This window comes from Bradyrhizobium sp. NBAIM01 (assembly GCF_020194115.1).
GTDB lineage: Bacteria > Pseudomonadota > Alphaproteobacteria > Rhizobiales > Xanthobacteraceae > Bradyrhizobium > Bradyrhizobium yuanmingense.
Genome location: NZ_JADYVU010000003.1, coordinates 595,445 through 619,494, shown reverse-complemented (window position 1 = coordinate 619,494; position 24,050 = coordinate 595,445). Strand labels below are relative to the sequence as shown.

The following is a 24,050-nucleotide window of genomic DNA, read 5'->3' as shown; positions in this document are numbered from 1 at the left end:
GTGCTACAATCGCGGGATCGGATCAACCCGCGAGGTAGCCATGGCGACTGTGAAACTGCTTTCGGATGATGAACTCTCGACTGAAGCGCGAGCCGTTTTCGACGACATCCGTAAAGTGCGGAAATCGGACTTCGTCAACAATTTCTGGCGCGCGCTGGCGCACGATCCGAAGACGCTGCGGCGGACCTGGGAGAGCATCAAGGAGGTGATGGCTCCCGGCGCGCTCGATCTCAAGGTCAAGGAAATGCTCTACGTCGCGGTGTCGATCGCGCATGGCTGCAGCTATTGCATCCACTCCCACACGGCCGCGGCACGGGCCAAGGGCATGAGTGAGGCCGAATATGGGGAGTTGCTCGCCATCGTCGGCATGGCCGCGGAGACCAACCGGCTGGTGACGGCGCTCGGCGTGCCGGTTGATGAGGCGTTTCTGGTCGACGCAGCTGACTAGCTTGCCGTCTCGCACCGTCATTCCGGGGCGCGCGTAGCGCGAACCCAGAATCCATCTGGTCGCAGAGTTGGTGGAGGAATGGATTCCGGGCTCGCGACTTCGTCGCGCCCCGGAATGACGGGCTTAATCGGGGGTTGGAGTGGCCCTTGAAATTGGCTAGTAATTCCGCGCAAACGCGTTCGGGGACTGGAAATGACCTATTGCTGCGGAATCCTGGTTCGGGACGGTCTGGTGATGATCGCCGATACCCGCACCAATGCCGGCCTCGACAATGTCTCAACCTTCCGCAAGCTGCACATCTTCTCCAAGCCCGGCGAGCGCATCATGGCGATCGCCAGTGCCGGCAACCTCGCCATCAGCCAGTCGGTGCTGTCGACGCTGACCGAGGGCCTCGAAGATCCCAATACGGGCGAGATCGAGACGCTGATGAACGCGCCGACGATGTTCCAGGCCGCCCAGCGCATCGGCCGGGCGATCCGGGCGGTGCATGCCACCGAAGGGCCGGCGCTGAAATCCGAGGACGTGTCCTTCGACGTCTCCTTCCTGTTCGGCGGCCAGATCAAGGGCGCGCGGATGCGCCTGTTCATGGTCTACACCGCCGGCAATTTCATCGAGTGCACCACCGACACGCCGTACCTGCAGATCGGCGAGCACAAATACGGCAAGCCGGTGCTCGACCGCGCCATGCATTACGACGTCGAGCTCTATGAGGCGCTGAAGACCGGCCTGATCTCGATGGACTCGACGATGCGCTCGAATCTCGGCGTCGGCCTGCCGATCGACGTGCTGGTGGTGCGCAACGAAGCCTGCGAGGCCGATCTCAACCACCGCATCGAGGCGGGTGAGCCCTATTTCCACGACCTGCGCTCGCGCTGGTCGGCGGCCTTGCGCGCGGCGCATCAGAACATTCCGCGCCCGCCCTACAAGAACGACAAAGAACCCAAAACCTGACAGCAGAAGAGAAAAGGCAGGAAACGATGAGTGAAGCGAAAAAGATCGCATTGGTGACGGGCGCCGGCACCGGCGTCGGGCGCGCGGCGTCGCTGGCGCTGATGAACACCGGCTTCACCGTGGTGCTCACAGGCCGCCGGCTCGACATGCTCGAGGAGACGGCAAAGCTCGGTCCCGCGGGAAAAAGCCTCTGCGTCACCGCCGACATGACCAAGCCGGACTCCATCGCCGCGCTGTTCGACAAGGTGAAGGCGACCTACGGCCGGCTCGACGTGCTCTTCAACAATGCCGGCATGGGCGCGCCGGCCGTCAACTTCGAGGATCTCAGCCTCGAGCAATGGCAGGCCGTGGTGAACACCAACCTCACCGGCCCGTTCCTGTGCACCCAGCACGCCTTCCGCATCATGAAGGATCAGACCCCGCGCGGCGGCCGCATCATCAACAACGGCTCGATCTCGGCGCACGCGCCGCGGCCATTCTCGGCGGCCTACACCTCGACCAAGCACGCCATCACCGGCCTCACCAAGGCCAGCAATCTCGACGGCCGCATGTACGACATCGCCGTCGGCCAGGTCGACATCGGCAATGCCGCAACCCCGATGACCGACCGCATGGTCAACGGCCCCGGCGTGCTGCAGCCCGACGGCACCACCAAGCACGAGCCGCGCATGGACGCGAAAGCAGTCGGCGATGCCGTGGCCTACATGGCCAGCCTGCCGCTCGATGCCAACGTGCTGACCATGACGGTGATGGCGACCAAGATGCCGTTTGTGGGGCGGGGCTGAACAAAAAACGCGAAAACAACCCCATGCACAGGAGGCGTCAAGAGGCGCCTGCTGCTGCCGGGCTGCGGGCGTGACGCGAGTTAAGTCCCCACGCCATCTCAACAATCGTCATTGCGAGCGCAGCGAAGCAATCCAGGCTGCCGCCGCGGTGAGATTCTGGATTGCTTCGTCGCATCAGCGCAAAATTGCTACGCAATTTTGTCGCGAGCTCCTCGCAATGACGTTGAGAGAGCGGAGCGCCTACTCCAGGCTCTCCACCTTGCGCAGGGCTGGAAACAGCTTCATCCAGAGCAGCGCCAGTGCGACGGTGGCGACGCCGCCGAGCACGGCGGCAGGCATGGCGCCGAGCAGCGCGGCTGCCACTCCACTCTCGAACTGGCCGAGCTGGTTCGAGGCGTTGATGAACAGGAAGTTCACCGCGCCGACGCGGCCGCGCATCTCATCGGGCGTCGACAGCTGCACCAGCGAAAAGCGGATCACGACGCTGATCGTGTCGGCCGCACCGAGGATTGCAAGCGACAGCACCGACAGCCACATCCAGGACGACAGCGCGAACACGATGGTGGCGAGGCCGAACACGATCACGGCCTGGAACATGCGAAGGCCCACATGCCGGGAGATCGCGTGGCGCGCCAGCACCATGGTCATCAGCAAGGCACCGACCGCAGGCGCGGCGCGCAGCACGCCTAACCCGACCGGGCCGGTCTGGAGGATGTCGCGGGCATAGATCGGCAGCAGCGCCGTGACGCCGCCGAACAGCACGGCGAACAGATCGAGCGAGATGGTGCCGAGGATCGCCGGGTTGCTGCGAATGAAGCGGACGCCGGCGAAGATGTTGTCCGAGTCCATCCCCTCCCTCGCGATCGCCTGCGGGCGCGGCCGGATGAAGCCGGTCAAGATCATCCCCAAGACCCAGAACAGGACCATCACGGCATAGGCAAGGTGCGGGGCGACCGCATAGGCGATGCCGCCGAGCGCAGGTCCCGTGATGGTCGCGACCTGCGCCGCCCCACTGGAGACGGCAGTGGCGCGCTGGAGCGAGCCCTGCGGCGCGATCAGCGGCAGCAGCGCCGCCGTGGTCGGGCTCTCGAACGCGCCGGCGATTCCGAGCAGGAAAGTCGCGATGAAGATCTGCACTTCGCTGACCGCGCCGAGATAGGTGATGGCCCCGAGATAGAGCGCGGTCGCGGCCTCCACCAGCTGGCAGAGCTGGACGACGCGCTTGCGCTCGTAGCGATCGGCGGCGTGGCCGGCGACGAACACCAGAAGCGCGGTGGGCAGGAACTGGACGAGACCAACCATCCCGAGGTCGAACGCCGAGCCGGTGAGATCGTAGATCTGCCAGCCGATCGCGACGGCCGCGATCTGGCTGGAGAAGCGCGACAGGCTGCGCGAGAGCAGGAAGAACAGGAAAGCGGGATGGCGGAGGAGCTCACCGGCGGTGACCGGTCGATGTCCGGATATTGGCTGCTCTGGCATCGCCTCTTCGGTCACGCTCGGACCGCTCTTTCCCTCGATATCGAAGGCCCCCGGGGTGGCCGAGGTGGCCCCGCTTGTCAACACTGGTCGTTCCCGGCTGCTCCCGGCATTGCCTTTGCAACGCATGGGCGGCCATAATCATCGAGGGGCTTGAGACATCATGCTGCGCCTGCAATCTGCACTCGGCATTTTCGCATTGCTGCTGATCGCCTTCGCGCTGGCGGAAAATCGTCGCGCGGTGTCGCTGCGCCAGGCGGCGATCGGCCTTGCCGCGACCTTCGTCACCGCCCTCGTGCTGCTGAAGCTGCCGGTCGTCGCCCATGCCTTCGGCGCCATCAACGAGGCGGTCGGCGCGATCTCGGCGGCCTCGCGGGCCGGCTCCGCCTTCGTGTTCGGCTATATCGGCGGCGGACCCCTGCCCTTCGACCTGAAGGCGCCAGGCGCGGACTTCATCCTGGCGTTCCAGGCACTGCCGATCGTGCTGGTCATGAGCGTGCTCACGACGCTGTTGTTCTATTGGCGCGTGCTGCCGCCGATCGTCCGCGGCATGGCCTGGCTCTTGGAGCGCACCCTCGGCGTCGGCGGCGCCGTCGGGCTTTCGACCGCCGCCAACATCTTCCTCGGCATGGTCGAGGCACCGCTGTTCGTGCGGCCGTATCTGGCACAGATGACGCGCAGCGAGTTGTTCCTGGTCATGACCGGCGGCATGGCCGGCATCGCCGGCACCGTGCTGGTGCTCTATGCGACTCTGCTGGCGCCGCTCATTCCCGACGCCGCCGCGCATTTCGTCATCGCCTCGGTGCTCGGCGCGCCGGCGGCGATCCTGGTCAGCCTGATCATGGTCCCTGAAACCTCCGACAAGCGCACCGGCGGCACGCTGGAAGATCCGCAAATGGAGGTCGCCAGCACGATGGACGCGATCGTGAAAGGCACCAGCGCGGGCATCGAGCTGCTGATCAACATCGTCGCGATGCTGCTGGTGCTGGTGGCGCTGGTCTATCTCGTCAACGCCATCCTCGGCCTGCTCCCGCACGTCGGCGGCGCCGCGATCTCGCTGCAGCGGCTGCTCGCCCTCGTCATGGCGCCGGTGTGCTGGCTGATGGGGCTGCCGTGGGATCAAGCGATCACCGCCGGCAGCCTGATGGGCACCAAGACCGTGCTGAACGAATTGATCGCCTATGTCGACTTCTCGAAGCTGCCGCCCGATACGCTCGATCCGCGCTCGCGCCTGATCATGCTCTATGCGATGTGCGGCTTCGCCAATTTCGCCAGCCTCGGCATCATGATCGGCGGCTTAGGGGTGATGGCGCCGGAGCGGCGCGAGGAGATCAATGCGCTGGGGCTGAAGTCGATCGTGTCGGGGACGCTCACGACGTGCCTGATGGGAGCGGTGGTGGGGGTGTTGGCGTAGGCTCTCCTTCCACGCGTCATTGCGAGCGAAGCGAAGCAATCCAGACATGCGTCCGCGGAGACAGTCTGGATTGCTTCGTCGCAAGAGCTCCTCGCAATGACGGCGGCGAGAATCTTTGCCTCAACCGACTTCTGCAGGATGCGACGCACCTCAGGCATCTTGGCGCGGCAAGGCTCGGCCGCCATCGCCTTCGCCTCGCTGGTTCGCCCCTGCACCCACAGCAACACCGCCATCAAGCCCTGCGCCCCGGAGCGCACCGGCCCACCCGCCACGTCCGAAGCTGCGAGCGACATGGCGGTTTGCGCTTCCCTCTCGGCGGCATTGATATCCGCTTGTTCCAGGAAGAAGACAGCACGGTAGACGTGAGCCCGCGCGTCTTTCGGGTAGCGGCTAACGAGATCGAGCGACCGGCTGGCCATCTCGTCGCCCTTCATCGGCACTTCAGAGGCGCGGATATAGTGCGCGGCATCGGCCATGTAGGCCGAATAATGCGCGGCGGCGAAGCCGGCGCAGATGAGAGATCCGATGGATCCTGCCAGCAAGGTCATGCTCGCGCTCCGCGGCAGGCTGTCATAGGACCAGAAGGCGAGCCACGGCGTGACGGCGAGCGCGGCGCCGGCCACCGCACCGCCTGCGTGGGCGTAATAGTTGACGTTGCCGGAAGCGCCAAAGGCCATTGGCAGCAGTGCGGGAACACCGAAGAACAGCGACGTCTTCAGCCTCGATATGGTCTGATCGGCGTCCGCTTCGGGATCGAAGCTCGCCACGAACAGCGCGGCGATCAGCCCGGTGATGGCGCCGGACGCACCGACGCCGACCGTGCCGGGACCGTTGCCCAGCAGCGAGCCGGCCTCTCCGGCCAATGCACTGGCAACGAAGATCAAAGCAAACCAGCCGCGGCCGATCAGCGACTCCAGCCTGACGCCGACGATGAACAGCGCCACGCAGTTGCTCACGAGGTGCCACCCGCTGCCATGCAGAAGCGGCGCAAGGCCGATTCGCCACCACTCTCCCCTCCCGACGACGAGATCGTAGCCGGACGCCCCCTGAGCGATCAGCGAGCGCACATCAATGTCGCCGTCCCGCGCGATGTCGATGGCGAGACTACGCTGCAGAACGAAGATCAGGAGCAGACCGAAGATCAGGCCGATGGTGAGGAAGGGGATGTCGGCCAGAAGCTTGTTGTCGGCAAAAAGCGTCTCCTCGCTGGACGAGGGCTTCTCTATGGCGACCGGCGCGGCGGCGGCTTGAAACGATGCTCTTGGAGCTGGCGCTACGGTGCCGCGTCGGCCAAAAGTGTTGGTCGCCATGAAAGCATTTCCCGCGTTGACACAGCCTTGAGTTGACGCGAGAGGTATTTTCGACTGGTTAGCACCAGGCTTGCGGGGCGGCCGAAATCATCCCGATTGCTGACCGCCCGGTTTCTCGGATCGACCGCATTTTAGCGATCGAGAGTTGCGCTTACGCCTTCAGCTCCACCGTCTTGAACTCAGCGGGGAGGATCACCTCCAGCAGCTCCACGTCGTCCGAATAGTCCAGGATCATGTGCCTGATCTTCGGCGGCTGGGTCCAGGCGCTGCCTTGCTGCATCAAGGTCTCGCCCTGCCCGTCCATATAGGTCTTCACCCAGCCCTTGAGCACGTAGACCATCTGGAATTCGACGTCGTGATAGTGGAGCTTGGACACCTCGGCCGGGTTGCAGGGGCCTTGCAGGCGGATCACATGCGCCTGCGCGAGGCCATGGGTCGCCTCGGCGATGCCGAGATCGCGATACTTCGCGTAGGCACGCAGGCCGTCGGCCTTGAAGTCTTCCTCGCGGTGATGGCTGACGGCGATGCGCTGCTTCGGACGTGCGGGCTTTTTCGCAGCGGCAGTGCGCGCCTTCGCCTTCACGGCCTTGCGTGCCGAGGATCGCGCCGCCGCCTTGGCGCCACTCCGCTTCTTCACCGCGGTCTTCAATGCGGGCCTCGATGCCTTTTGCTTGGCCATTGTCTGCCTCCCTGTTTCTGAGCCGCCGTCGCGCGGTATGGCTTGAAGGTCAGCTTATCCAGTCGTGGGCGAGGCAGCAATCGCAGAGCTGGTCGTGTTGAGTAGTGCCGCATCCGCGCTGTCACCCTCCCCCTCCAGGACCCTCCCCTGGAGGGTAAGAGGCTGAGGCCAATCACGCGATCACCGTATCGGATCGTAGCTTGCCCCAAGCTGGCGCGTCGGGCTGGGGTCGTCTCGTCTTCGTTCTCGCGCTGAACTAGTCTCGCCCGGGACATCCGGGGGAATTGATTCATGGGCAGCAATGTCGGTCAGCGTGCATTTCAAAATGCCCGGCTTCAGAAGCGGCAAAAGGCAGACGTGCTGCCCTTGCTCGGGCAAGCGCTCGAATTGCACAAGAAGGGCCGCCTGCCCGAGGCCAAGGCTGCCTATCGCCAGCTCCTGCAGATCGCGCCCAATCAATTCATCGCGCTGCATATGCTCGGCGGGTTGGAGTCCGATGCCGGGAATTATCAGCAGGCCGAGAGCCTGCTGAGCCGGGCGGTTGTCGTCGATCCGCGATCGGCCGAAGCCCATATGAGCCTGGGCGTCGCGCTGAACGGGCTGAAACGTCACGCTGATGCCCGCGAGAGCTATCGCAAGGCGCTCGCCTTGCGGCCCAACTACGCCCTCGCCCTCTCCAATCTCGGGAACGCGAGCGCGGCCCTGGATCGCTACCAGGAAGCGCTCGACAGCTACGATCGGGCGCTCGCCGTCGACGCAAACCTCGCCGAAGCCCACAACGGCCGCGGCTCCACGCTCTGCCGTCTGCGCAACTACGACAAGGCTCTTGCAAGCCTGAACCGCGCGCTCGCGATCAAGCCCGACTATGCGGCGGCGCTGGCGAACCGCGCCGTGGCACTCCGGGAGCTGCAGCGATTCGACGAGGCCATGGCGGATTGCAACCGGGCAATCGCCCTCGCCCCTGACGACGTGAACGGATGGCTCTGGCGCGCCAATGTCTTGCTCCAGACCCGGCAGATGGCCCAGGCACTATCCGATTGCGAGAGGGCGCTCGCGATCGCGCCCGATTCCGATCAGGCTCATCTGGTGCTGGGCCTTTGTCTTGCCGGACTAGGCCGGGTCGACGAAGCCCTCGCCAGTTTCGACAGAGCCCTCGATATCAGGCCCGATCTCGAGAGCGCGATCTCGAGCAAGATCTTCACGCTCGATTTTGTGCCGGACGCCAGCGTCGAGCGGCATCAGCAGGCGCGACGCGTATGGTGGGAGCGGATCGGCGCGAAAATCGCTTCAGAAGCGGCGGCACCGCATGACAACGGCCGCGATCCGGATCGCCGCCTGGTGCTTGGCTACGTCTCGTCGGACTTCAACGCGCATTCGGCTGCGTTCATCTTCAAGCCCGTCCTGCAACACCATGACCGCGCCCAGTTCGAGATCGTGTGCTACTCGTGCTCGGCGAAAGTGGACGCGACGACACGCGAATTTCAAGGCATCGCCGATCGCTGGCGTGACGCCTCGCAATGGAGCGACGATCGCCTCGCCGCCCAGATTCGCGACGATCGCATCGATATCCTGATCGATCTGTCCGGCCATACAAAAGGAAACCGCCTCGGCGTATTTGCGCGCAAGCCGGCACCGGTCCAGGCGCACGGCTGGGGCCACGGCACTGGCACCGGGCTGCCGACGATCGACTATCTGTTCTCGGATCCGGTCGGGATTCCGCACGACGTTCGGCATCTGTTTGCAGAGACGGTGGTCGACCTGCCGTGCTTCGTGACGCTGGCGCCGCTGCCGGCCGGGATTGCGCAGGGCAAGACGCCGGCGCTCTCGAACGGCTTCGTCACGTTCGGTGTCTTCAACCGCATCAGCAAGATCTCGGACGAGGCGGCGGCAGTCTGGTCCAGGATCCTCGAGCGGGTGCCGGGCTCGCGCCTCCTGATCAAGGATGTTGCGCTCGACGATCAACTGGTCCGGGACAAGCTGCTGGCGCGATTTGCGGCTTGCCGATTGCCGGCCGAACGCGTCGATCTGCTCGGGGCCACCTTGCGGGACGAGCATCTGGCATCGTTCAATCGCATCGATATTGCTCTCGATCCGTTCCCGCAGAACGGCGGCGTCAGCACATGGGAAGCCCTGCAGATGGGCGTGCCCGTGGTGGCGAAGCTCGGCAACAGCCTGCCCGGCCGCGCTGCCGGCGCCATCCTCACCGCACTTGGCCTGCCGGACTGGGTCGCCGATAGCGAGGGGGCCTATGTCGAGATCGCGGCCAGCCGCGCGGCCGAGACCGGCGAGCTCGACAAATTGCGCCGCGAACTGCCCGCAACGATCAACGCCGCGGCCGCGGGCAACCCCGTCTCATATGCACGCGCGGTGGACGCGGCCTATCGGGCGATGTGGACGCGTTATTGCAGCGGCGGCGTCTGATTGCGTGATCTCGTAGGGTGGATTAGCCGAAGGCGTAATCCACCGTTTCTGTTTCGGCACGCGGAGAGAAACGAGGTGGATTACGCCAGCGGCAGCGCGTCGCGCCGCCGCAGGCTAATCCACCCTTGCGGCCTCAATGCAGGCGGAACACGCCGTCAACGGCGCGGAGCTCGGCCGGCTTGATCAGCTTGGAATGGGCCACCGTCACCGAATGGAGGGGACCGTCGAGCTTCTCCTGCCAGAACGCCAGGAAATCGGTCAGCGCGGGGAATTTCGGAAACATGTCGTAGTTCTGCCAGACATAGGTCTGGAGCAGCGAGGGATGATCCGGCATCCGATAGAGAATTTGTGCCGTCGTCAGCCCGTAGCCCAGCATCTGTTTCCGGAATTCCTCGGAAACGCCCCCAACGCGCAGTCCCATGCCAAACCTCCTTTGCAGGAGCGCATTCGGCGAGTGGCTTGGTCCGTGCCCCGGGGAGCCACCCGGAAACGATGCGCTCACATGAGAGAAATGTGACGCAAACTGACAACTCATCTCAAGCCCAAAAGTTTAACAAGCTGTTGAAATTCAATGCTTTAGCAGCAGAGACGACTCCGTGCTAATACGGTCACGGCTGCCCGGTTAACGATGGCGAGGGGTTTCTGGCAGTCCGCGCTTTCGGCTGCTAATTTTTCTGCTACAAACCCTTGCCCCCGCAAAATTCCTGTCCTATTTCAGGCTCGCCCGTGCTAGCACTCACGGGCAACGACTGCTAACAATCTCCAAATCCTCAACACGTGCAATTGCTTAGGAGGACTGCATGAAATTCCGTCCGCTTCACGACCGCGTCGTGGTCAAGCGCATCGACGCAGAAGAGAAGACCGCTGGCGGCATCATCATTCCCGACACTGCCAAGGAAAAGCCCTCCCAGGGCGAAGTCGTCGCCGTTGGTCCCGGTGGCCGCGACGAAGCTGGCAAGCTGATCCCGATCGACCTGAAGGTCGGCGACCGCGTGCTGTTCGGCAAGTGGTCCGGCACCGAGGTCAAGATCGACGGCCAGGACCTGCTGATCATGAAGGAGAGCGACGTGATGGGCGTTCTCGAAGTCACCGAGTCCAAGAAGAAGGCGGCTTAAGAGCCCCTCTCCTCCCTCCAGTCAAACTCACCTAAGGAAAACTCCAGATGGCAGCCAAAGAAGTCAAATTCTCGGTTGAAGCGCGCGACAAGATGCTGCGCGGCGTCGACGTTCTCGCCAATGCGGTGAAGGTCACGCTCGGTCCGAAGGGCCGCAACGTCGTGCTCGACAAGTCGTTCGGCGCTCCCCGCATCACCAAGGACGGCGTCACCGTCGCCAAGGAGATCGAGCTCGACGACAAGTTCGAGAACATGGGCGCGCAGATGGTGCGCGAAGTCGCCTCCAAGTCCGCTGACGCGGCCGGCGACGGCACCACCACCGCCACCGTGCTCGCCCAGGCGATCGTGAAGGAAGGCGCCAAGTCGGTCGCCGCCGGCATGAACCCGATGGACCTCAAGCGCGGCATCGACCTCGCGGTCGAAGCCGTCGTGGCCGACCTCGAGAAGAACTCGAAGAAGGTCACCTCGAACGACGAGATCGCCCAGGTCGGCACCATCTCGGCCAACGGCGATGCCGAAATCGGCAAGTTCCTCGCCGACGCCATGAAGAAGGTCGGCAACGAGGGCGTCATCACCGTCGAGGAAGCCAAGTCGCTCGAGACCGAGCTCGACGTGGTCGAGGGCATGCAGTTCGACCGCGGCTACATCTCGCCCTACTTCGTCACCAACGCCGACAAGATGCGCGTTGAGATGGACGATGCCTACATCCTCATCAACGAGAAGAAGCTCTCCTCGCTGAACGAGCTGCTGCCGCTGCTCGAGGCCGTGGTGCAGACCGGCAAGCCGCTGGTCATCGTCGCCGAGGACGTCGAAGGCGAAGCGCTTGCGACCCTCGTCGTGAACCGCCTGCGCGGCGGCCTCAAGGTCGCGGCCGTCAAGGCTCCGGGCTTCGGCGATCGCCGCAAGGCCATGCTGCAGGACATCGCGATCCTGACCGGCGGCCAGGCGATCTCGGAAGACCTCGGCATCAAGCTCGAGAACGTCACGCTCAACATGCTCGGTCGCGCCAAGAAGGTGATGATCGACAAGGAGAACACCACGATCGTCAACGGCGCCGGCAAGAAGGCCGACATCGAGGCGCGCGTGGCGCAGATCAAGGCGCAGATCGAGGAGACCACCTCGGACTACGACCGTGAGAAGCTCCAGGAGCGTCTCGCCAAGCTCGCGGGCGGCGTCGCGGTGATCCGCGTCGGCGGCGCGACCGAGGTCGAGGTGAAGGAGCGCAAGGATCGCGTTGATGACGCGATGCATGCGACCCGCGCGGCCGTGGAAGAAGGCATCGTCCCGGGCGGCGGCGTCGCCCTGCTCCGTGCCTCCGAGCAGCTCAAGGGTCTGCGCACCAAGAACGACGACCAGAAGACCGGCGTCGAGATCGTGCGCAAGGCGCTGTCGGCCCCCGCTCGCCAGATCGCGATCAACGCCGGTGAAGACGGCTCGGTGATCGTCGGCAAGATCCTGGAGAACAAGGCCTACAATTACGGCTTCGACTCCCAGACCGGCGAATATGCCGACCTCGTCAAGAAGGGCATCATCGACCCGACCAAGGTGGTCCGCACCGCGATTCAGAACGCTGCCTCCGTGGCTGCGCTCCTGATCACCACGGAAGCCATGGTCGCCGAGCTGCCCAAGAAGGGCGGCGCCGGCCCCGCGATGCCTCCGGGCGGCGGCATGGGCGGCATGGACTTCTGATCCAGCCTCTCAGGCACGATACGAATGCGAAACCCCGGCAGCGATGCCGGGGTTTTTGTTTTTTTGGGGAGCACGTCATTCCGGGGCGCGCCCCTCTTGGGCGCGAGCCCGGAATCCATAACCACGAAACTCACGGGCGACGGGCATAGCGGGCCCACTCCATCTGGCTGTGATTATGGATTCCGGGCTCGCGCCCAAGGGGGCGCGCCCCGGAATGACAAGGAGTGCAGGATGAACCTTATTTGGTCAGCCCCGGATAGAGATCATCCCAATTTGGGTTCTGCTCCTCGATGAGACGCGTCTTCCAGTCACGTCGCCATTTCTTGAGCTCCTTCTCGCGGGCGATGGCGCTCACGGCATCGTCGTAGATTTCGAACAAGACGAGCTTGTCGACGCCGTACTTGCTCGTGAAGCCGGGGACGGTCTTCGTTCTGTGCTGATACACGCGGCGCACCAGGTCGTTGGTCACGCCGATGTAGAGCGTGCCGTGTTTCTTGCTCGCAAGGATGTAGACATAGTAGGCCATTCCCGTCCGCCTGTGATTATGGATTCCGGGCTCGGCGCAGCGCGCCGCCCCGGAATGACGGAGCAAGCCTCACTCCACCTTCCCGATCCGCTCGAAGCGCGGCTCGCCGTCTTCGTCGAGCGACCAGAAGATCCGCGTCACCTTGCCGATGAGATTGTCCATCGGGACGAAGCCGAATGTCGACATGCGGCTGTCGGTGGAATTGTCGCGGTTGTCGCCGAGCACGAAGATGTGGCCCGGCGGCACCGTGAAGACGTCTGTGTTGTCGAGATAGCCGTTGTCGAGGCAGTCGTAGGTCACATAGGACGCGCCGCTCGGCAGCGTCTCGCGCCAGCGCTTGACGGCGGCGCGGTCGTCGACACCGCAGGCGTCGCCGGCAAATGTCGCCTCCAGGGCGACGCGGGTCACCGGGCGGCCGTTGAGGATGAGCCGGCCCTGCCGCATCTGGATGCGGTCTCCGGGCAGGCCGACGACGCGTTTGACGTAGTCGGCAGAACTGTCCTTCGCCGTCCGGAATACCACGATATCCCCGTATTCGGGATCGGCGGCGAGGATGCGGCCCGAGATCCAGGACGACGCGAATGGGAGGGAATAGCGGCCATACCCGTAAGCGTATTTCGCGGCGAAGACGTAGTCGCCGACCATCAGCGCCGGTGTCATCGAACCGGACGGAATGTTGAACGGCTGATACAGGACGAAGCGAAACAGGATCACCGGCGACCACAGCACCGGGATCATGAGGATGAGGACGACGATCGCCTTCCAGTCGCTGGATCGTGCCGCGGGGCGGATCGATTCCTGAAGAACGGTCATGGGCCTTCCCTGATCAAGACGTTGCGGTCCCAAGATGACGCAACCTGCGAGCGCGCTCAATCCCCGACGAGCTCAAATTGGTCGCGCCGCGCGCCGATCGCGTTCATCGCAGACGGCGGCAACGCCAATGTGAAGGGCCGCCCGTGGGCGGCCCTTCGGTTCATGCGCTCTCGGGCGCCTTCAGACGCACGAGCCGGGTCAGGAGGGCATCGAGGCCCTGGCCTTCACCGGCATGGAGGTCGATGCGGCCGACCTTCTCGACCAGCCGCTCCAGCGACTCCAGCTCCTTGAGCCGAAGCAGCAGGGGGTTCTCCTCCATCAGGCGGGCAGTGTTCAGGAGCGAACGCGTCGCCGCGGTCTCCTCCTGCCGGCGGATCAGGTTCGCCTTCGCGACTCGCTCCGCCTCCACCACCTTGTTCACCAGCTCCCGGATCTCGCCGGGCAGGATCACGTCCTTGACGCCGAGCTCGGTCACCTCCACGCCGGACTCTCCGACGCGTGCACGCACATAGTCGCGCAGCTCCGCATCCAGCGCCGCCTTCGCAGACAGCACCTCGTCCAGCGTCCGGCCCGCCACCGCCTCGCGGATCGCGAACTGCACCAGGCGGTACAGCCACGCATCCACGTCGGGCACGGTCGCCACCGTGCGCTCGGGATCGACGATGCGGCGGAACGCCGTCAGCGTCACCCGCAGCGCGATGCGATCCTTGGTCAGCATCTCCTGCGCGGTGATCTCGACCGCCTGGGGCCGCAGGTCGAGGCGCTTCACCTCGATCTTGCGGCCGACGGTCCAGAAGGCGTGCCGGCCGGGCGCGAGCCGCTCCACGAGCCGGCCCTCGACATAGAGCAGGCCCGCTTCGTGGTTCTCGACCACAGTCTCGCTCATGACGGTCGAGCGGCTACGCTCGATCATGGTGAGGTGCCGCGCGTCGACCCTGACGTCGCTGGACACATCGATGCGCTCGACATCGATGCGCGTTGCGACCTTCCAGTAGACGCGCACCTGCCAAGGCGTCATCAGATGCACGGGCCGGCCGTCGAGGCTGACGATGGCGATCTCGTCCGCCTTGGTCTCGACCGCCTCGAACAGCTCGGCGGCAAGATCAGGCCGCGCGGCCTTCAGCACTGCGTAGCGCTCCGCAGGAAATTCGCTGCGGACCACGTCGAGCACCTCGGCCTTCAGCTCGTGCAGGGGATCGAACAGGCGATGCTTGCCGGGCGCGAGCACGCGCACGAGCTGCCCGTTGCGCGTCAGCAAACCACGCTCGCCATCCTTCACCGTCACGTTCAGCATCAGCAAATGCCAAGTCTTGTTCAAAGTCATGGCACGCCTCCTTCAGTTGCCTCCGGCCGAGCGCGGCCGGATAGCGGGTTACACCTGCAAAGGACGTGAGGACGCGGACGACGCTTCCCGCGAAATCGGCGGGCCGGGGCTTGAGCTTGCATGACGACGGGCGCACGCGCGCGATCGCGCGACGCCTGTCGCGCGGCCGTGCGGAGCCACCCGGCATCAGCGCAAGCGGTATCTACCCGCGGCGCAAAGCCGGTCTCACAGTGTCTAGGTTCGGACGGAAAGCCTTGCGGCAAAACGGCCGGACCGCGACTGAAGCGCGCGTCCGGTCCTCGTCAGAGGTATCAGCGTTTCAGGCTGAAACGGAGCGCTGGAGCGGGATTCGAACCCGCGACAGGATGAGTAAAAGTCATCTGCTCTACCAAACTGAGCTATCCTTTGTGCAAGAGACCGGAATCGAACCGATGCCTTCGGGTGTTCAACCCGACGCTCTCCATGAGCTACGTCCTGCGTTTCTCCTTCATTCGGCGGAACACGAAACCGGCAAGACCCGGCCCGCGCCAGTCGGGATCTCAGCGAGCCCGAACCCATGGCCTAGCGAAGGACGGCGCTAATAGACCAGGCACGTTCGGGTTGCAAGGGGGGATGAGAAGATTTTTGGTTCGTCATTCCGGGGCGGCGCGGAGCGCCGAGCCCGGAATCCATAACCACAGGCCTTAGTTGGAGATTCCGTTGTAGAGATCATCCCAATTTGGATTCTGTTCGTCGATCAATCGTGTCTTCCAATCGCGCCGCCATTTCTTCAGTTCTTTTTCTCGAGCAATCGCGCTTGCAGGCTCATCGAAAACTTCGAACAGGACCAGCTTATCGACTCCGTATCGCTTGGTGAATCCCGGGACCATTTTGATCTTGTGCTCGTAGACGCGCCGAACGAGGTCGCTCGTTATGCCAATGTAGAGCGTGCCGTATTTTCTACTCGCCAGGATGTAGACGTAGTACGCCATTCCATCGGCCTGTGACTATGGATTCCGGGCTCGGCGCTTCGCGCCGCCCCGGAATGACGGGCGGATGTTAGGATCAAGCGGAGAACAGATCAACCAAAAGCTGTAGTCGCAGTATTGCGATCGTTGCTCTGCGAAGAGCATCACTCGCGCGCACTGTCCTGGAAGCACGCCCTCACCCACGCGATCGTCACGCGTGTCGCGGGATCGCGCTTGAGGTGGTTCTGCACGAGCAGCCAGACGTCGCGGCGCTTCGGCAGCAGGGTGGCGCGCAGGCTGCGGTCGGCGAGCAGGGGTGCGCAGCTGTGCTCGGGCAGCACGCCGATGGCCAGATGCGACTGGATCATGGTGCGGATGATGCGGATATTGTCGGTGACGCAGCGCATGTTGGTCAGCCGCTTCGCACGTAAGAACTGCGCTTCCGGGATCGCGTCGAGCTCGTCCGGATAGACGCACGCAACGGGCTCGCGGCCGCCGCGGTCCGCGGGCTCGAAGAAGTACAGCCTCACGTCGCCGAGCTTGGAGATGGTGAAGTCGCCCTTCTCCGGCTTGCGCAGGCGGATGGCGAGATCGGCCTGCCAGCGCGAGAACTTGACGTTGCCGCTCGCGGTGAGGAATTGCAGCGTCAGCCCCGGATGATCGCGCAGGAAGCTGCTCGCATGCGGCGCCAGCAGCTCCTCGGCGACCGCATTTGTCGAGGCGATGCGCAGCCGCCCGACCGGGCCGGCCTGGCCCTCCTTGATGCGGTCGATCGCCGCCGCATGCGCGGCCATCGCACCGACATGCGCGAGCACCGCCTCGCACTGGCGCGTCGGCCGCCGCACGCCGTCCACCGCATCGAACAGCTTCACGCCGAGATCGTGCTGGATGCGCGCAAGCCTGCGGCCAACGGTGGTCTCGTCGATGCGCAGCCGCGCGCTGGCGCCGGCATAGGTGCCCTCGTCCCTGACCGCGGCAATGATGCGCAGATCGTCCCAATTCATCGGGGCGAGCCTAGCAGGCGCCGCCGCTGCCTGCAAATTCGCAGCCATCAGCTGCAATAGTCCTGCACAATGGCAGGCTGCTGCTGCGCTAGTGTCGAAGCATCCGAATTCACGAAAGCCTGACGGCATGACCGCTCCAAAGACGCTGCTCGAACTCGCCGGCGCCGATCTCGATCCGCCCAAGCTCAACGAGACATGCCTCGTTCTGATCGACATCCAGAACGAATATTGCGCCGGCCCCATCGCCCTGCCCGAGGCGCAAGCGGCGATCGCCGCGGCTGCGCGCCTGCTCGCGCGCGCACGGGAGAGCGGAGCCGCGATCTTCCACGTCGCGCACAAGGGCCGCGCCGGCGGCCTGTTCGACCGCGAGGCGGCGCGCGGCGCGATCGTCGAACGCCTGACGCCACTCGCGACCGAGCCCGTGATCGAGAAGGCGCTGCCGAATGCCTTCGCCGGCACCGACCTGCAGGCCCGGCTGGCCGCGACCGGACGCAAGAACATCGTGCTCGCGGGGTTCATGACGCATATGTGCGTGTCTTCGACCGCGCGCGCCGCGCTCGATCTCGGCCTGCGCACGACGATCGCGGCGGATGCCTGCGCCACGCGCGATCTTCCCGATGGGCGCGGCGGCACGCTGCCGGCGAGAATTGTTCACGAGGTCGCTCTGGCCGAATTGTCCGACCGGTTCGCGATCATCGCGCAGAGCGACGTGCTGACCTGAGGAGACCTTCCCGATGCTGCAGCTCTATTTCTTTCCGATGGCCTGCTCGCTCTCGAGCCACATCGCGTTGCTGGAGGCCGGAATCGAGGCGCAGTATCACCTCGCCCATATCTGGACCAAGCGGCTCGTGGACGACGGCCGCGACTTCCGTGAGGTGTCACCGAAGGGCGCGGTGCCGGTCCTGGTGCTGGAGAACGGCGAGCGGCTGACGGAAAGCGCAGCGGTGCTGCAATACATCGCCGATGTGAAGCCGGAGGCACGCCTTGCGCCGCGGCCCGGCGACATCGATCGTTATCGCCTGCAGGAATGGCTGAGCTTCGTCGGCGCCGAGATCCACAAGGCGTTCCTGTTTCCAACCTTCTGGTACAAGGACGACGGCCCGCTGGCCAAGCCGCGCGCGAGGATCATGCAGACATTGTCGGTGCCGGCAGCGCATCTGGCGGGCCGCGAATTCCTCGTCGGCGACGCCTTCACCGTGGCCGATGCCCATCTCACCTGGACCTTGCTTCTGCTCCGTCCGGCAGGGATCGACATCGCGCAATGGCCACCGCTCGCGGCCTATCTCGAACGCATGCAGGCCCGCCCCGCGGTCCGGCGCGCGATCGCGACCGAGATGGCGCTGCGCAAGACCGTTGCGGCCTGAGCTCGCCTCACTCCACCCGCGCCAGCACCGCGAGCTTGCGGATGCCCTTGTTGCGGTAGGCGTCGAGGAACGCGTAATAGTCCTTGAACGACACGCAGCCGTTGGAATCGCCGCCCGGCCCGAGCATGAAGGTGTGAGCGAGCAGGCCGTCGCGGCCGTAGATCGCGCTCTCGCCGCCGATCGGGGTCAGGCGCAGCGCCGGCACGCCGTGGAACAGCGCCTCGCGCGGCTTCAGCGTGTAGATGTGCGGCGGCGTCACGCCGCGCATGCGCAGGCGGCGGGAGTCCGGATCGTCGCGGTTGGCGCCAAGGCCGGAATGCGCCTCGAGCCTGGTGCCGTCGGGCAGATACACCATCTTGGCCGTGATGTCGTAGACCGCGGTGTCCCGCTCATAAGGCGGAGCGCCGCCGAACATCGGGTTCTGCTCCTTCGGGGCGATGGACGCAGTGATGCTGGCATCGGCCGAGGCGTAGGCGAGCAGCCCGCCGGACACTTCGCGCTTGCCCCACAGCTTTTCCACCATCGCCTGGCGCGGAGCGGTGATCGACATCACCGCGGCCTTGGCACGGTCGGCGAAGGATTTTTGCTTGGCTTCGGGCGCCGGCACGATCTCGGCCGGGTCGGCCGAGGCGAGTTGCAGCTGGGCAGCCGGCGCGCGCTTGGTCTTGTCCGCGGCGTTGTCGGCGCCCTTGGCTGCCGGCTTCAGCGCTTCCGCGACCTTCGCGATCACGCCCTGCTTCGGAGCGTCTTTGGCCACCGCAACGACCTGCGTTGCGGGTGCGGCGCTTGCGGCACTCGACGGCACGCCTTGCGTTGCGGCCGCGGCAAAGCGCTCGTTGAACATCTCGCGCGAGATCGGAGCTGCGACCTGGAGGCGGTCGGGCAGCAGCGCGAAGGTTTCCTTGATGGCCTCGCCGGCCTCACGCAGCGCCACCCTGGGCGCGCGCTTGATCACCGGCTCGTCGTAGCCGACGCTGCCGACTGAGGGATAGACGCTCGCGCCGAAGATGTTGCTGTGGATGGTCCAGCCGGCGCCCATCACGGCGCAGCCGATCGCCGCGGCGCCAAGCCAATTGGTCGTGGTCATTTTCCGGGAAGATTTCCGCGAATTATTCTTCGAGAAATTCTTGGACTTCCGTGCCGCGTTACTCTGCGCAGCGATACTCGTACTCATTCGCCTTGCGTCCAGGACGGTGTCACTCAGTCCCCCTTCGAAGTGCCGCTGGTCACGATCCGGGAACAGCATCTCGCAGAGGGTCGGAGCGTCATTAAGGCGACTTTTAGTTAAATGCGGATTAAGTTCGGGCGGATCTGCGACAACTCGTTAACGCTGTCCCGTTTTGAGAAAAAGCCCGCAGAACTACGGACTTAGTCGGGTCTGTTAACTATAATTCTCGGCCGGTTCACCAGACTCTCGGACGTCTGCGCCCACATCCATGACGCACTTGAGAACGTCATTTTCGTGGCCCTCCACTGCCCCCGAACGTAACGCGCCAGCGTTGCGCGAGGCTGGTGGACGACACGTCGGATTGGCCTCGTCGGCCGCGCGGGAATGTTGCATGCTTATGTCGCGCCGGGCGACCTCACGCGGCACGGCGCCGTGATTGAAAGTTGATCGCCTCGGTTCTGGACATCGCGGGTGCGAGAAAATAGCTCCCACTTCGGCACTTTTCAGCAGCCTCTGCGCGTGATACGGTACCGTATCATCCTGCCCTGAGCTGTGCCGAGCACGCAAACGGAGGCTGGCATGAGAGGGATCGCGCGCGCGGGGTTTTTCGCCCTGGCGGGGTCGTTTCTGTTGATCGGATCTGCGACTGCGCAGCCTGCGGCGAATGCGGGCTGCACGGCATCGCCGTCGGCTGCCGGGACGCAGACCTGGCGCTGCGACAACGGCATCACCATCGTTGCGGAAAACGGCGCCAGATTTGAACTTAAGGACGCCAACCGCGACGGACATATAGACTCCGTGGAGTTGAGCAGCAAAGCGCTGCTGATCGAGGTGCCCAAGAAGCCGCGCGGCAATCCCTTCAAGGTGCTGACGCCGCAAGCGATCGCCGCAGTGCGCGGCACGAAATGGGCGGTCGATGCCGCCGACGCCAAGACTTCCGTGTTCGTCGCAGACGGCCGGGTCGGCGTGAGCCGCAGGGCTCGTGGACGCGGCGTCGTGCTCGGCCCCGGCGAAGGCGTCGATGTCGAGCCAACCGGTCCGTTGACCGTCAAGACCTGGGGCCAGCCGCGCGTCGACGCGCTCATGGCCAGACTCGGGCAATGAGCCGGGGCCGGCAAGGCCCGGCCCATGAGATTTGGATTATACGATTGCAAGACCGCATGCGCAGCCGACGCGTTCAGATCCTGGTGGCACTCGTCCTCACCGCGGTGTGGGGCGCGGGCATCTATGCCACGCACGCCCACGGCCATCTGCGCTTTCTAGACCGCCTCGAAGCCACGTTGACGGATTGGCGAACGCAGGCGCGCGGCGTGCGGCGTCCGCCGGATTTCGTCACCATCGTTGCGATCGACGACACCGTCGTGAAGCGCGGCGGCACCTATCCACTGCCGCGCGCCGATCTTGCCCGCGTGGTCGATACCATCGTGCAGTTTAAGCCGAAGGTCGTGGCGATCGACCTGCTGCTGGTCGACCGCAGCGCCGCGATCGGCGATGCGACGCTGGCCAACACATTGGCCACCGGCCGCATGGTGCTCGCCGCCGCCGCGATCTTCCCCTCGGCCAGCGAAACCGTGTCACCCAGCAGCGAAGGTCCGCTGGCCGTGCTGCCGGAGGCCGAGCGCTTTCTGCAGCCATTGCCCGCATTCGCCGATCACGCCGAGGTCGGCATCGTCAACGTCGCGACCGGGCAATCGGGCTCGCCGCTCTCGGTGCCGATGCTGTTCCGGACCCGCGACAAGGTCGAGCTGTCGTTTCCGTTGCGCGTTGCGGCGCGCGCGCTCGACGAGCCGCTGACCGTCGCGCCGGGCCATCTCATGCTCGGCGATCGCGTGGTGCCGACCGACAGCAATCTGGCATTGCCGATCACCTATTACGGCCCGCGCCGCACCATCCGTACCGTCAGCGCACAGAGCATCTTCGACGGCACGCTCGATCGCGCGGCCATCGAGAACCGGATCGTCGTGATCGGCGCCTCCGTCGCCGGCGGCGGCGACTTCTATCCGACGCCGTTCGATTCCCTGATGCCCGGCGTCGAGGTGGTCTCGACCGCAATCACGCATCTCGTCGCCGGCGACGCCATCCTGCGTGACCACCGCGTCCGCATTGCCGACGCGCTCACGGCGATCCTGCTGCCGGTGCTGCTGGTCGGCCTGCTCGCCTGGCGGCGCATCGCACTCGGCACCATGGCGGCGGCCGCGGTGATGATCGCCTGGGCCGGGCTCAACCTGTTCGCGTTCACGCACGGCGTCTGGCTGAACGCCGCGACCACGCTCGCCGCCGCCGTGCCGCCGGTTGCGGTCTTTGCCGGCGTGCAGCTGTGGGCCGGAGGCCGCCGCACGCAATATTTCGCCGCTAAGAGCAGGTCGCTTGCGCAATTCCAGGCTCCGGCGCTGCGGGATTGGCTCTCGCGAGATCCGAACTTCCTGTCGAAGCCGGTGCGGCAGGATGCAGCCGTGGTGTTCGTCGATCTCTCCGGTTTCACCGGTTTGAGCGAGCGGATCGATCCGGACGAGCTCACGGATATTCTGAAGGCGTTTCATGCGCTGATCGACCGGATCGCGATCGATTGCGGCGGCATGATCACGGGCTTTCTCGGCGACGGCGCCATGATCCTGTTCGGGCTGCCGCGCGCGATGCCCGACGATTCGGCGCGCGCGCTGAAATGTGCGGTCGATCTGCATCGCGGCCTCGCACGCTGGATCGCCTCGCTGCCGCCGGCGATCGCAGGTCAGCTTGGCTACAAGATCGGCGCGCATTGCGGCCCGATCGTCGCCTCGCGACTCGGCGAAAGCCATCAGCACATCACGGCGACGGGCGACACCGTCAACGTCGCAAGCCGGCTGATGGAGATTGCCGCCCAGAACGATGCGCGCCTTGCGCTGAGCGACACGCTGCTGGATGCGGCCGACTTCCAGGGCGCGCCCGACGGCGTTCTGTCCGGCCCCCTGCTCGCCCGGGTCCGCGGCCGTTCCGGCGTCGTGACTGTCTGGTTCTGGCGCGATCGCGATGGGCCGGGACAGGATGCTGACAAGGCCGAGATGATCGATTAAGCCGCTAGAGATGATCCGGAAAACCTAAAGCGCGACGATGATTCATCCTAATCGCATCGCGCTTTAGCGCGCTTCCGGCGGCGGCGAACGGTCCAGCACCTCGCCCTTGGCGACTTCCAGCAGGTCGATGCCGTAGGTCTCGATCACGAGCGGCCCGCGCTTGCGCTGCAATTGCGCCACCTGCGTCACCTTTGCAAAGAGAGCATTGAGGGTGGGATGACCGTCGGCGCGCAGCTCGTCGACATAGAGCAGCTTGCCGGCGAGCAGCTTGGGATCGGGCTCCGCCATGTTGATCCAGCGGATGCGCTGATTTTGCTGCGCGACGCAAGTGCCGCGCGGCAGATAGAATGCGAGCCAGCTCGTGGTGCCGTAATCCTGCGCCAGCACGCAGGTGGCGCCACTGCGCGCGCGCACCGCTTCGATTCCGGCCGCGAGCTCGCGCCAGCCGACACCGACACTGCGCACGGTGGCATCGCGGCGATATCCGGACAACCAGCCGGTATTGGCCTGCACGATCAAGGCGGCAAACATGACGATGCCCACAGGCGCGGCCCAGCGCAGGCAAACGTCGACGAGGCGCCGCTGACGCGGCTTCCATTGCGCAAGATTGGCCGCGGCGGCCGCGGCAATGACGAACGGCGGATACACCGGCGCGAACCAGTTGGCCTCGACGCGCGCATGCAGCGAATGCCAGACGAAATAGGCGACGATGGTCCAGAACATCGTCTCGATCAGCACGCGCGAGGCCAGCGCGCCGGCGCGCTGCCAGGTCAGCGCATGCAGGCCCATGGCGCCGAGGATGAAGACCAGCGGGGTTGCGAACGCGATCTGGGTCGGGATCAGCTCGGCGATGAAGACCGGGCGGAAGTCCTCGATCTTGGCACGGCCGAGCTGCTTTGCGAACGAGACCCATTGATGGTCGGCGTTCCAGAGGATCACCGGCGAGAACAGTGCCAGCGCCACGAGGCCGCCGAGATAGGGCCAGGGCGAGAGGAACCAGCGCCGCAGCTTCGGCACGCAAGCGAGCCAGATCAGGATCGCGGCGCCAAAGAACATCGCGGTGTATTTCGACAATAGCGCCGCGCCGACGGCGGCGCCGACCGCGAGCCACCAGGCGCCGCGTCCGGTCTCCAGCACCTTGGCGAGAAAGAACAGCACGAAGCTGGAGGCGACCAGCAGCGGCGCATCGGGCGTGACGATCAGCGTGCCGACGGAAGCCAGCAGCGTCACGTTGAGCAGGATGGCGCTGGTCGCGGCCACACGCACCCCGCCGAACAGAATTGCGGCGGAGCGATAGACCGCATAGCTCATCGGCAGCGCGAGCAGGATCGAGACGAGGCGGACGCCGAGCTCGGTATCGCCCGCGATCATGGTGCCGGCGCGGATCACATAGGCGACCATGGGCGGATGGTCGTAATAGCCCCCGGCGAGGCTCTTCGACCACATCCAGTAATAGGCTTCGTCGAACGTGATCGGCGTGAAGGCGGCTGCGACGAGCCGCAATCCCACCAGCGCGACAATCAGCAGCGCGGTGTTGCGGACGATCCGCGCGTCGGCCCCGCCCATC

21 protein-coding genes, 2 tRNA genes and 1 pseudogene are annotated in these 24,050 nt (G+C 65.1%); 11 read left to right on the top strand and 13 right to left on the bottom strand.

Annotated elements, in window-relative coordinates:
• Window positions 1-40: 40 nt before the first annotated feature.
• The 3 genes from I6F31_RS13770 to I6F31_RS13760 all read left to right on the top strand — a co-directional run bounded on the left by I6F31_RS13770 (window position 41) and on the right by I6F31_RS13760 (window position 2,184).
• Complete coding sequence (locus I6F31_RS13770) at window positions 41-448, top strand: carboxymuconolactone decarboxylase family protein (RefSeq protein ID WP_225185540.1); 408 nt, start codon at window positions 41-43, stop codon at window positions 446-448.
• Between the two features lie 192 nt (window positions 449-640).
• Entirely contained in the window at window positions 641-1,399 is a 759-nt protein-coding gene (locus I6F31_RS13765; RefSeq protein ID WP_036046219.1) for a proteasome-type protease, read from the top strand.
• Window positions 1,400-1,425: 26 nt separating this feature from the next.
• Window positions 1,426-2,184, top strand: coding sequence for an SDR family oxidoreductase (locus I6F31_RS13760; protein WP_036029803.1), 759 nt, complete (start codon window positions 1,426-1,428; stop codon window positions 2,182-2,184).
• 240 nt (window positions 2,185-2,424) lie between these two features.
• Here the strand turns inward: I6F31_RS13760 and I6F31_RS13755 are convergent, their stop codons facing one another.
• On the bottom strand, window positions 2,425-3,663 hold the full coding sequence (locus tag I6F31_RS13755; RefSeq protein ID WP_036015379.1) for an MFS transporter: 1,239 nt from the start codon (window positions 3,661-3,663) through the stop codon (window positions 2,425-2,427).
• A gap of 160 nt (window positions 3,664-3,823) precedes the next feature.
• Here I6F31_RS13755 and I6F31_RS13750 point away from each other — a divergent pair, with 160 nt between their 5' ends.
• Entirely contained in the window at window positions 3,824-5,074 is a 1,251-nt protein-coding gene (locus tag I6F31_RS13750; RefSeq protein ID WP_036015385.1) for a nucleoside transporter C-terminal domain-containing protein, read from the top strand.
• 608 nt (window positions 5,075-5,682) lie between these two features.
• On the opposite strand, the pseudogene I6F31_RS13745 reads toward I6F31_RS13750, so the two are convergent.
• Window positions 5,683-6,384, bottom strand: a pseudogene (locus tag I6F31_RS13745) (rhomboid family intramembrane serine protease); the annotation flags it as partial.
• Between the two features lie 151 nt (window positions 6,385-6,535).
• Window positions 6,536-7,063 (bottom strand): cupin domain-containing protein, encoded by a 528-nt coding sequence (locus tag I6F31_RS13740; protein ID WP_036015391.1) that lies wholly within the window; start codon window positions 7,061-7,063, stop codon window positions 6,536-6,538.
• A gap of 291 nt (window positions 7,064-7,354) precedes the next feature.
• Between I6F31_RS13740 and I6F31_RS13735 the strand changes: the two genes are divergently transcribed.
• Entirely contained in the window at window positions 7,355-9,484 is a 2,130-nt protein-coding gene (locus I6F31_RS13735; protein WP_036015393.1) for a glycosyltransferase family 41 protein, read from the top strand.
• Window positions 9,485-9,617: 133 nt separating this feature from the next.
• Here I6F31_RS13735 and I6F31_RS13730 read toward each other — a convergent pair whose 3' ends face one another.
• Window positions 9,618-9,905 (bottom strand): usg protein, encoded by a 288-nt coding sequence (locus I6F31_RS13730; RefSeq protein WP_036015394.1) that lies wholly within the window; start codon window positions 9,903-9,905, stop codon window positions 9,618-9,620.
• A gap of 379 nt (window positions 9,906-10,284) precedes the next feature.
• Here I6F31_RS13730 and I6F31_RS13725 point away from each other — a divergent pair, with 379 nt between their 5' ends.
• Both I6F31_RS13725 and groL read left to right on the top strand, forming a co-directional pair.
• Window positions 10,285-10,599 carry a co-chaperone GroES gene (locus I6F31_RS13725; protein ID WP_008563030.1) on the top strand — a complete coding sequence of 105 codons (315 nt, stop codon included), beginning with the start codon at window positions 10,285-10,287 and terminating at the stop codon, window positions 10,597-10,599.
• Between the two features lie 47 nt (window positions 10,600-10,646).
• On the top strand, window positions 10,647-12,287 hold the full coding sequence (gene groL, locus I6F31_RS13720; RefSeq protein ID WP_057029537.1) for a chaperonin GroEL: 1,641 nt from the start codon (window positions 10,647-10,649) through the stop codon (window positions 12,285-12,287).
• A 238-nt stretch (window positions 12,288-12,525) separates the two neighbouring features.
• On the opposite strand, the gene I6F31_RS13715 is transcribed toward groL, so the two are convergent.
• The 7 genes from I6F31_RS13715 to I6F31_RS13685 form a co-directional block, all read right to left on the bottom strand.
• Complete coding sequence (locus I6F31_RS13715) at window positions 12,526-12,813, bottom strand: GIY-YIG nuclease family protein (RefSeq protein ID WP_036012793.1); 288 nt, start codon at window positions 12,811-12,813, stop codon at window positions 12,526-12,528.
• 69 nt (window positions 12,814-12,882) lie between these two features.
• Window positions 12,883-13,626: a signal peptidase I gene (gene lepB / locus I6F31_RS13710; RefSeq protein WP_036012794.1), complete on the bottom strand. Its 744-nt coding sequence runs from the start codon at window positions 13,624-13,626 to the stop codon at window positions 12,883-12,885.
• Window positions 13,627-13,786: 160 nt separating this feature from the next.
• The gene (locus I6F31_RS13705; RefSeq protein ID WP_036012796.1) at window positions 13,787-14,950 is read right to left on the bottom strand and encodes a slipin family protein; all 1,164 of its coding nucleotides are present in this window, start codon (window positions 14,948-14,950) and stop codon (window positions 13,787-13,789) included.
• Between the two features lie 338 nt (window positions 14,951-15,288).
• A tRNA-Lys gene (locus tag I6F31_RS13700) sits at window positions 15,289-15,354 on the bottom strand.
• 4 nt (window positions 15,355-15,358) lie between these two features.
• Window positions 15,359-15,428 (bottom strand) — tRNA-Phe (locus I6F31_RS13695).
• A gap of 205 nt (window positions 15,429-15,633) precedes the next feature.
• Window positions 15,634-15,921 carry a GIY-YIG nuclease family protein gene (locus I6F31_RS13690; RefSeq protein WP_036012798.1) on the bottom strand — a complete coding sequence of 96 codons (288 nt, stop codon included), beginning with the start codon at window positions 15,919-15,921 and terminating at the stop codon, window positions 15,634-15,636.
• Window positions 15,922-16,061: 140 nt separating this feature from the next.
• A complete protein-coding gene (locus I6F31_RS13685) occupies window positions 16,062-16,901 on the bottom strand; it encodes a LysR family transcriptional regulator (RefSeq protein ID WP_036012800.1) in 840 nt (279 codons plus the stop codon).
• Window positions 16,902-17,028: 127 nt separating this feature from the next.
• Between I6F31_RS13685 and I6F31_RS13680 the strand changes: the two genes are divergently transcribed.
• Together I6F31_RS13680 and I6F31_RS13675 are read left to right on the top strand one after the other, a co-directional pair.
• Window positions 17,029-17,622, top strand: coding sequence for a cysteine hydrolase family protein (locus I6F31_RS13680; protein ID WP_036012801.1), 594 nt, complete (start codon window positions 17,029-17,031; stop codon window positions 17,620-17,622).
• 13 nt (window positions 17,623-17,635) lie between these two features.
• Window positions 17,636-18,265 carry a glutathione binding-like protein gene (locus tag I6F31_RS13675; protein ID WP_036012803.1) on the top strand — a complete coding sequence of 210 codons (630 nt, stop codon included), beginning with the start codon at window positions 17,636-17,638 and terminating at the stop codon, window positions 18,263-18,265.
• A gap of 7 nt (window positions 18,266-18,272) precedes the next feature.
• Here the strand turns inward: I6F31_RS13675 and I6F31_RS13670 are convergent, their stop codons facing one another.
• Window positions 18,273-19,352 (bottom strand): DUF2778 domain-containing protein, encoded by a 1,080-nt coding sequence (locus tag I6F31_RS13670; RefSeq protein ID WP_225185539.1) that lies wholly within the window; start codon window positions 19,350-19,352, stop codon window positions 18,273-18,275.
• A gap of 660 nt (window positions 19,353-20,012) precedes the next feature.
• Between I6F31_RS13670 and I6F31_RS13665 the strand changes: the two genes are divergently transcribed.
• Window positions 20,013-20,537, top strand: a complete 525-nt coding sequence (locus I6F31_RS13665) for a FecR family protein (RefSeq protein ID WP_036012807.1) — start codon at window positions 20,013-20,015, stop codon at window positions 20,535-20,537.
• Between the two features lie 56 nt (window positions 20,538-20,593).
• Window positions 20,594-22,483: an adenylate/guanylate cyclase domain-containing protein gene (locus tag I6F31_RS13660; RefSeq protein WP_109143267.1), complete on the top strand. Its 1,890-nt coding sequence runs from the start codon at window positions 20,594-20,596 to the stop codon at window positions 22,481-22,483.
• 63 nt (window positions 22,484-22,546) lie between these two features.
• On the opposite strand, the gene I6F31_RS13655 is transcribed toward I6F31_RS13660, so the two are convergent.
• Entirely contained in the window at window positions 22,547-24,049 is a 1,503-nt protein-coding gene (locus I6F31_RS13655; protein ID WP_225185538.1) for a glycosyltransferase family 39 protein, read from the bottom strand.
• Between the last annotated feature and the right edge of the window lies 1 nt (window position 24,050).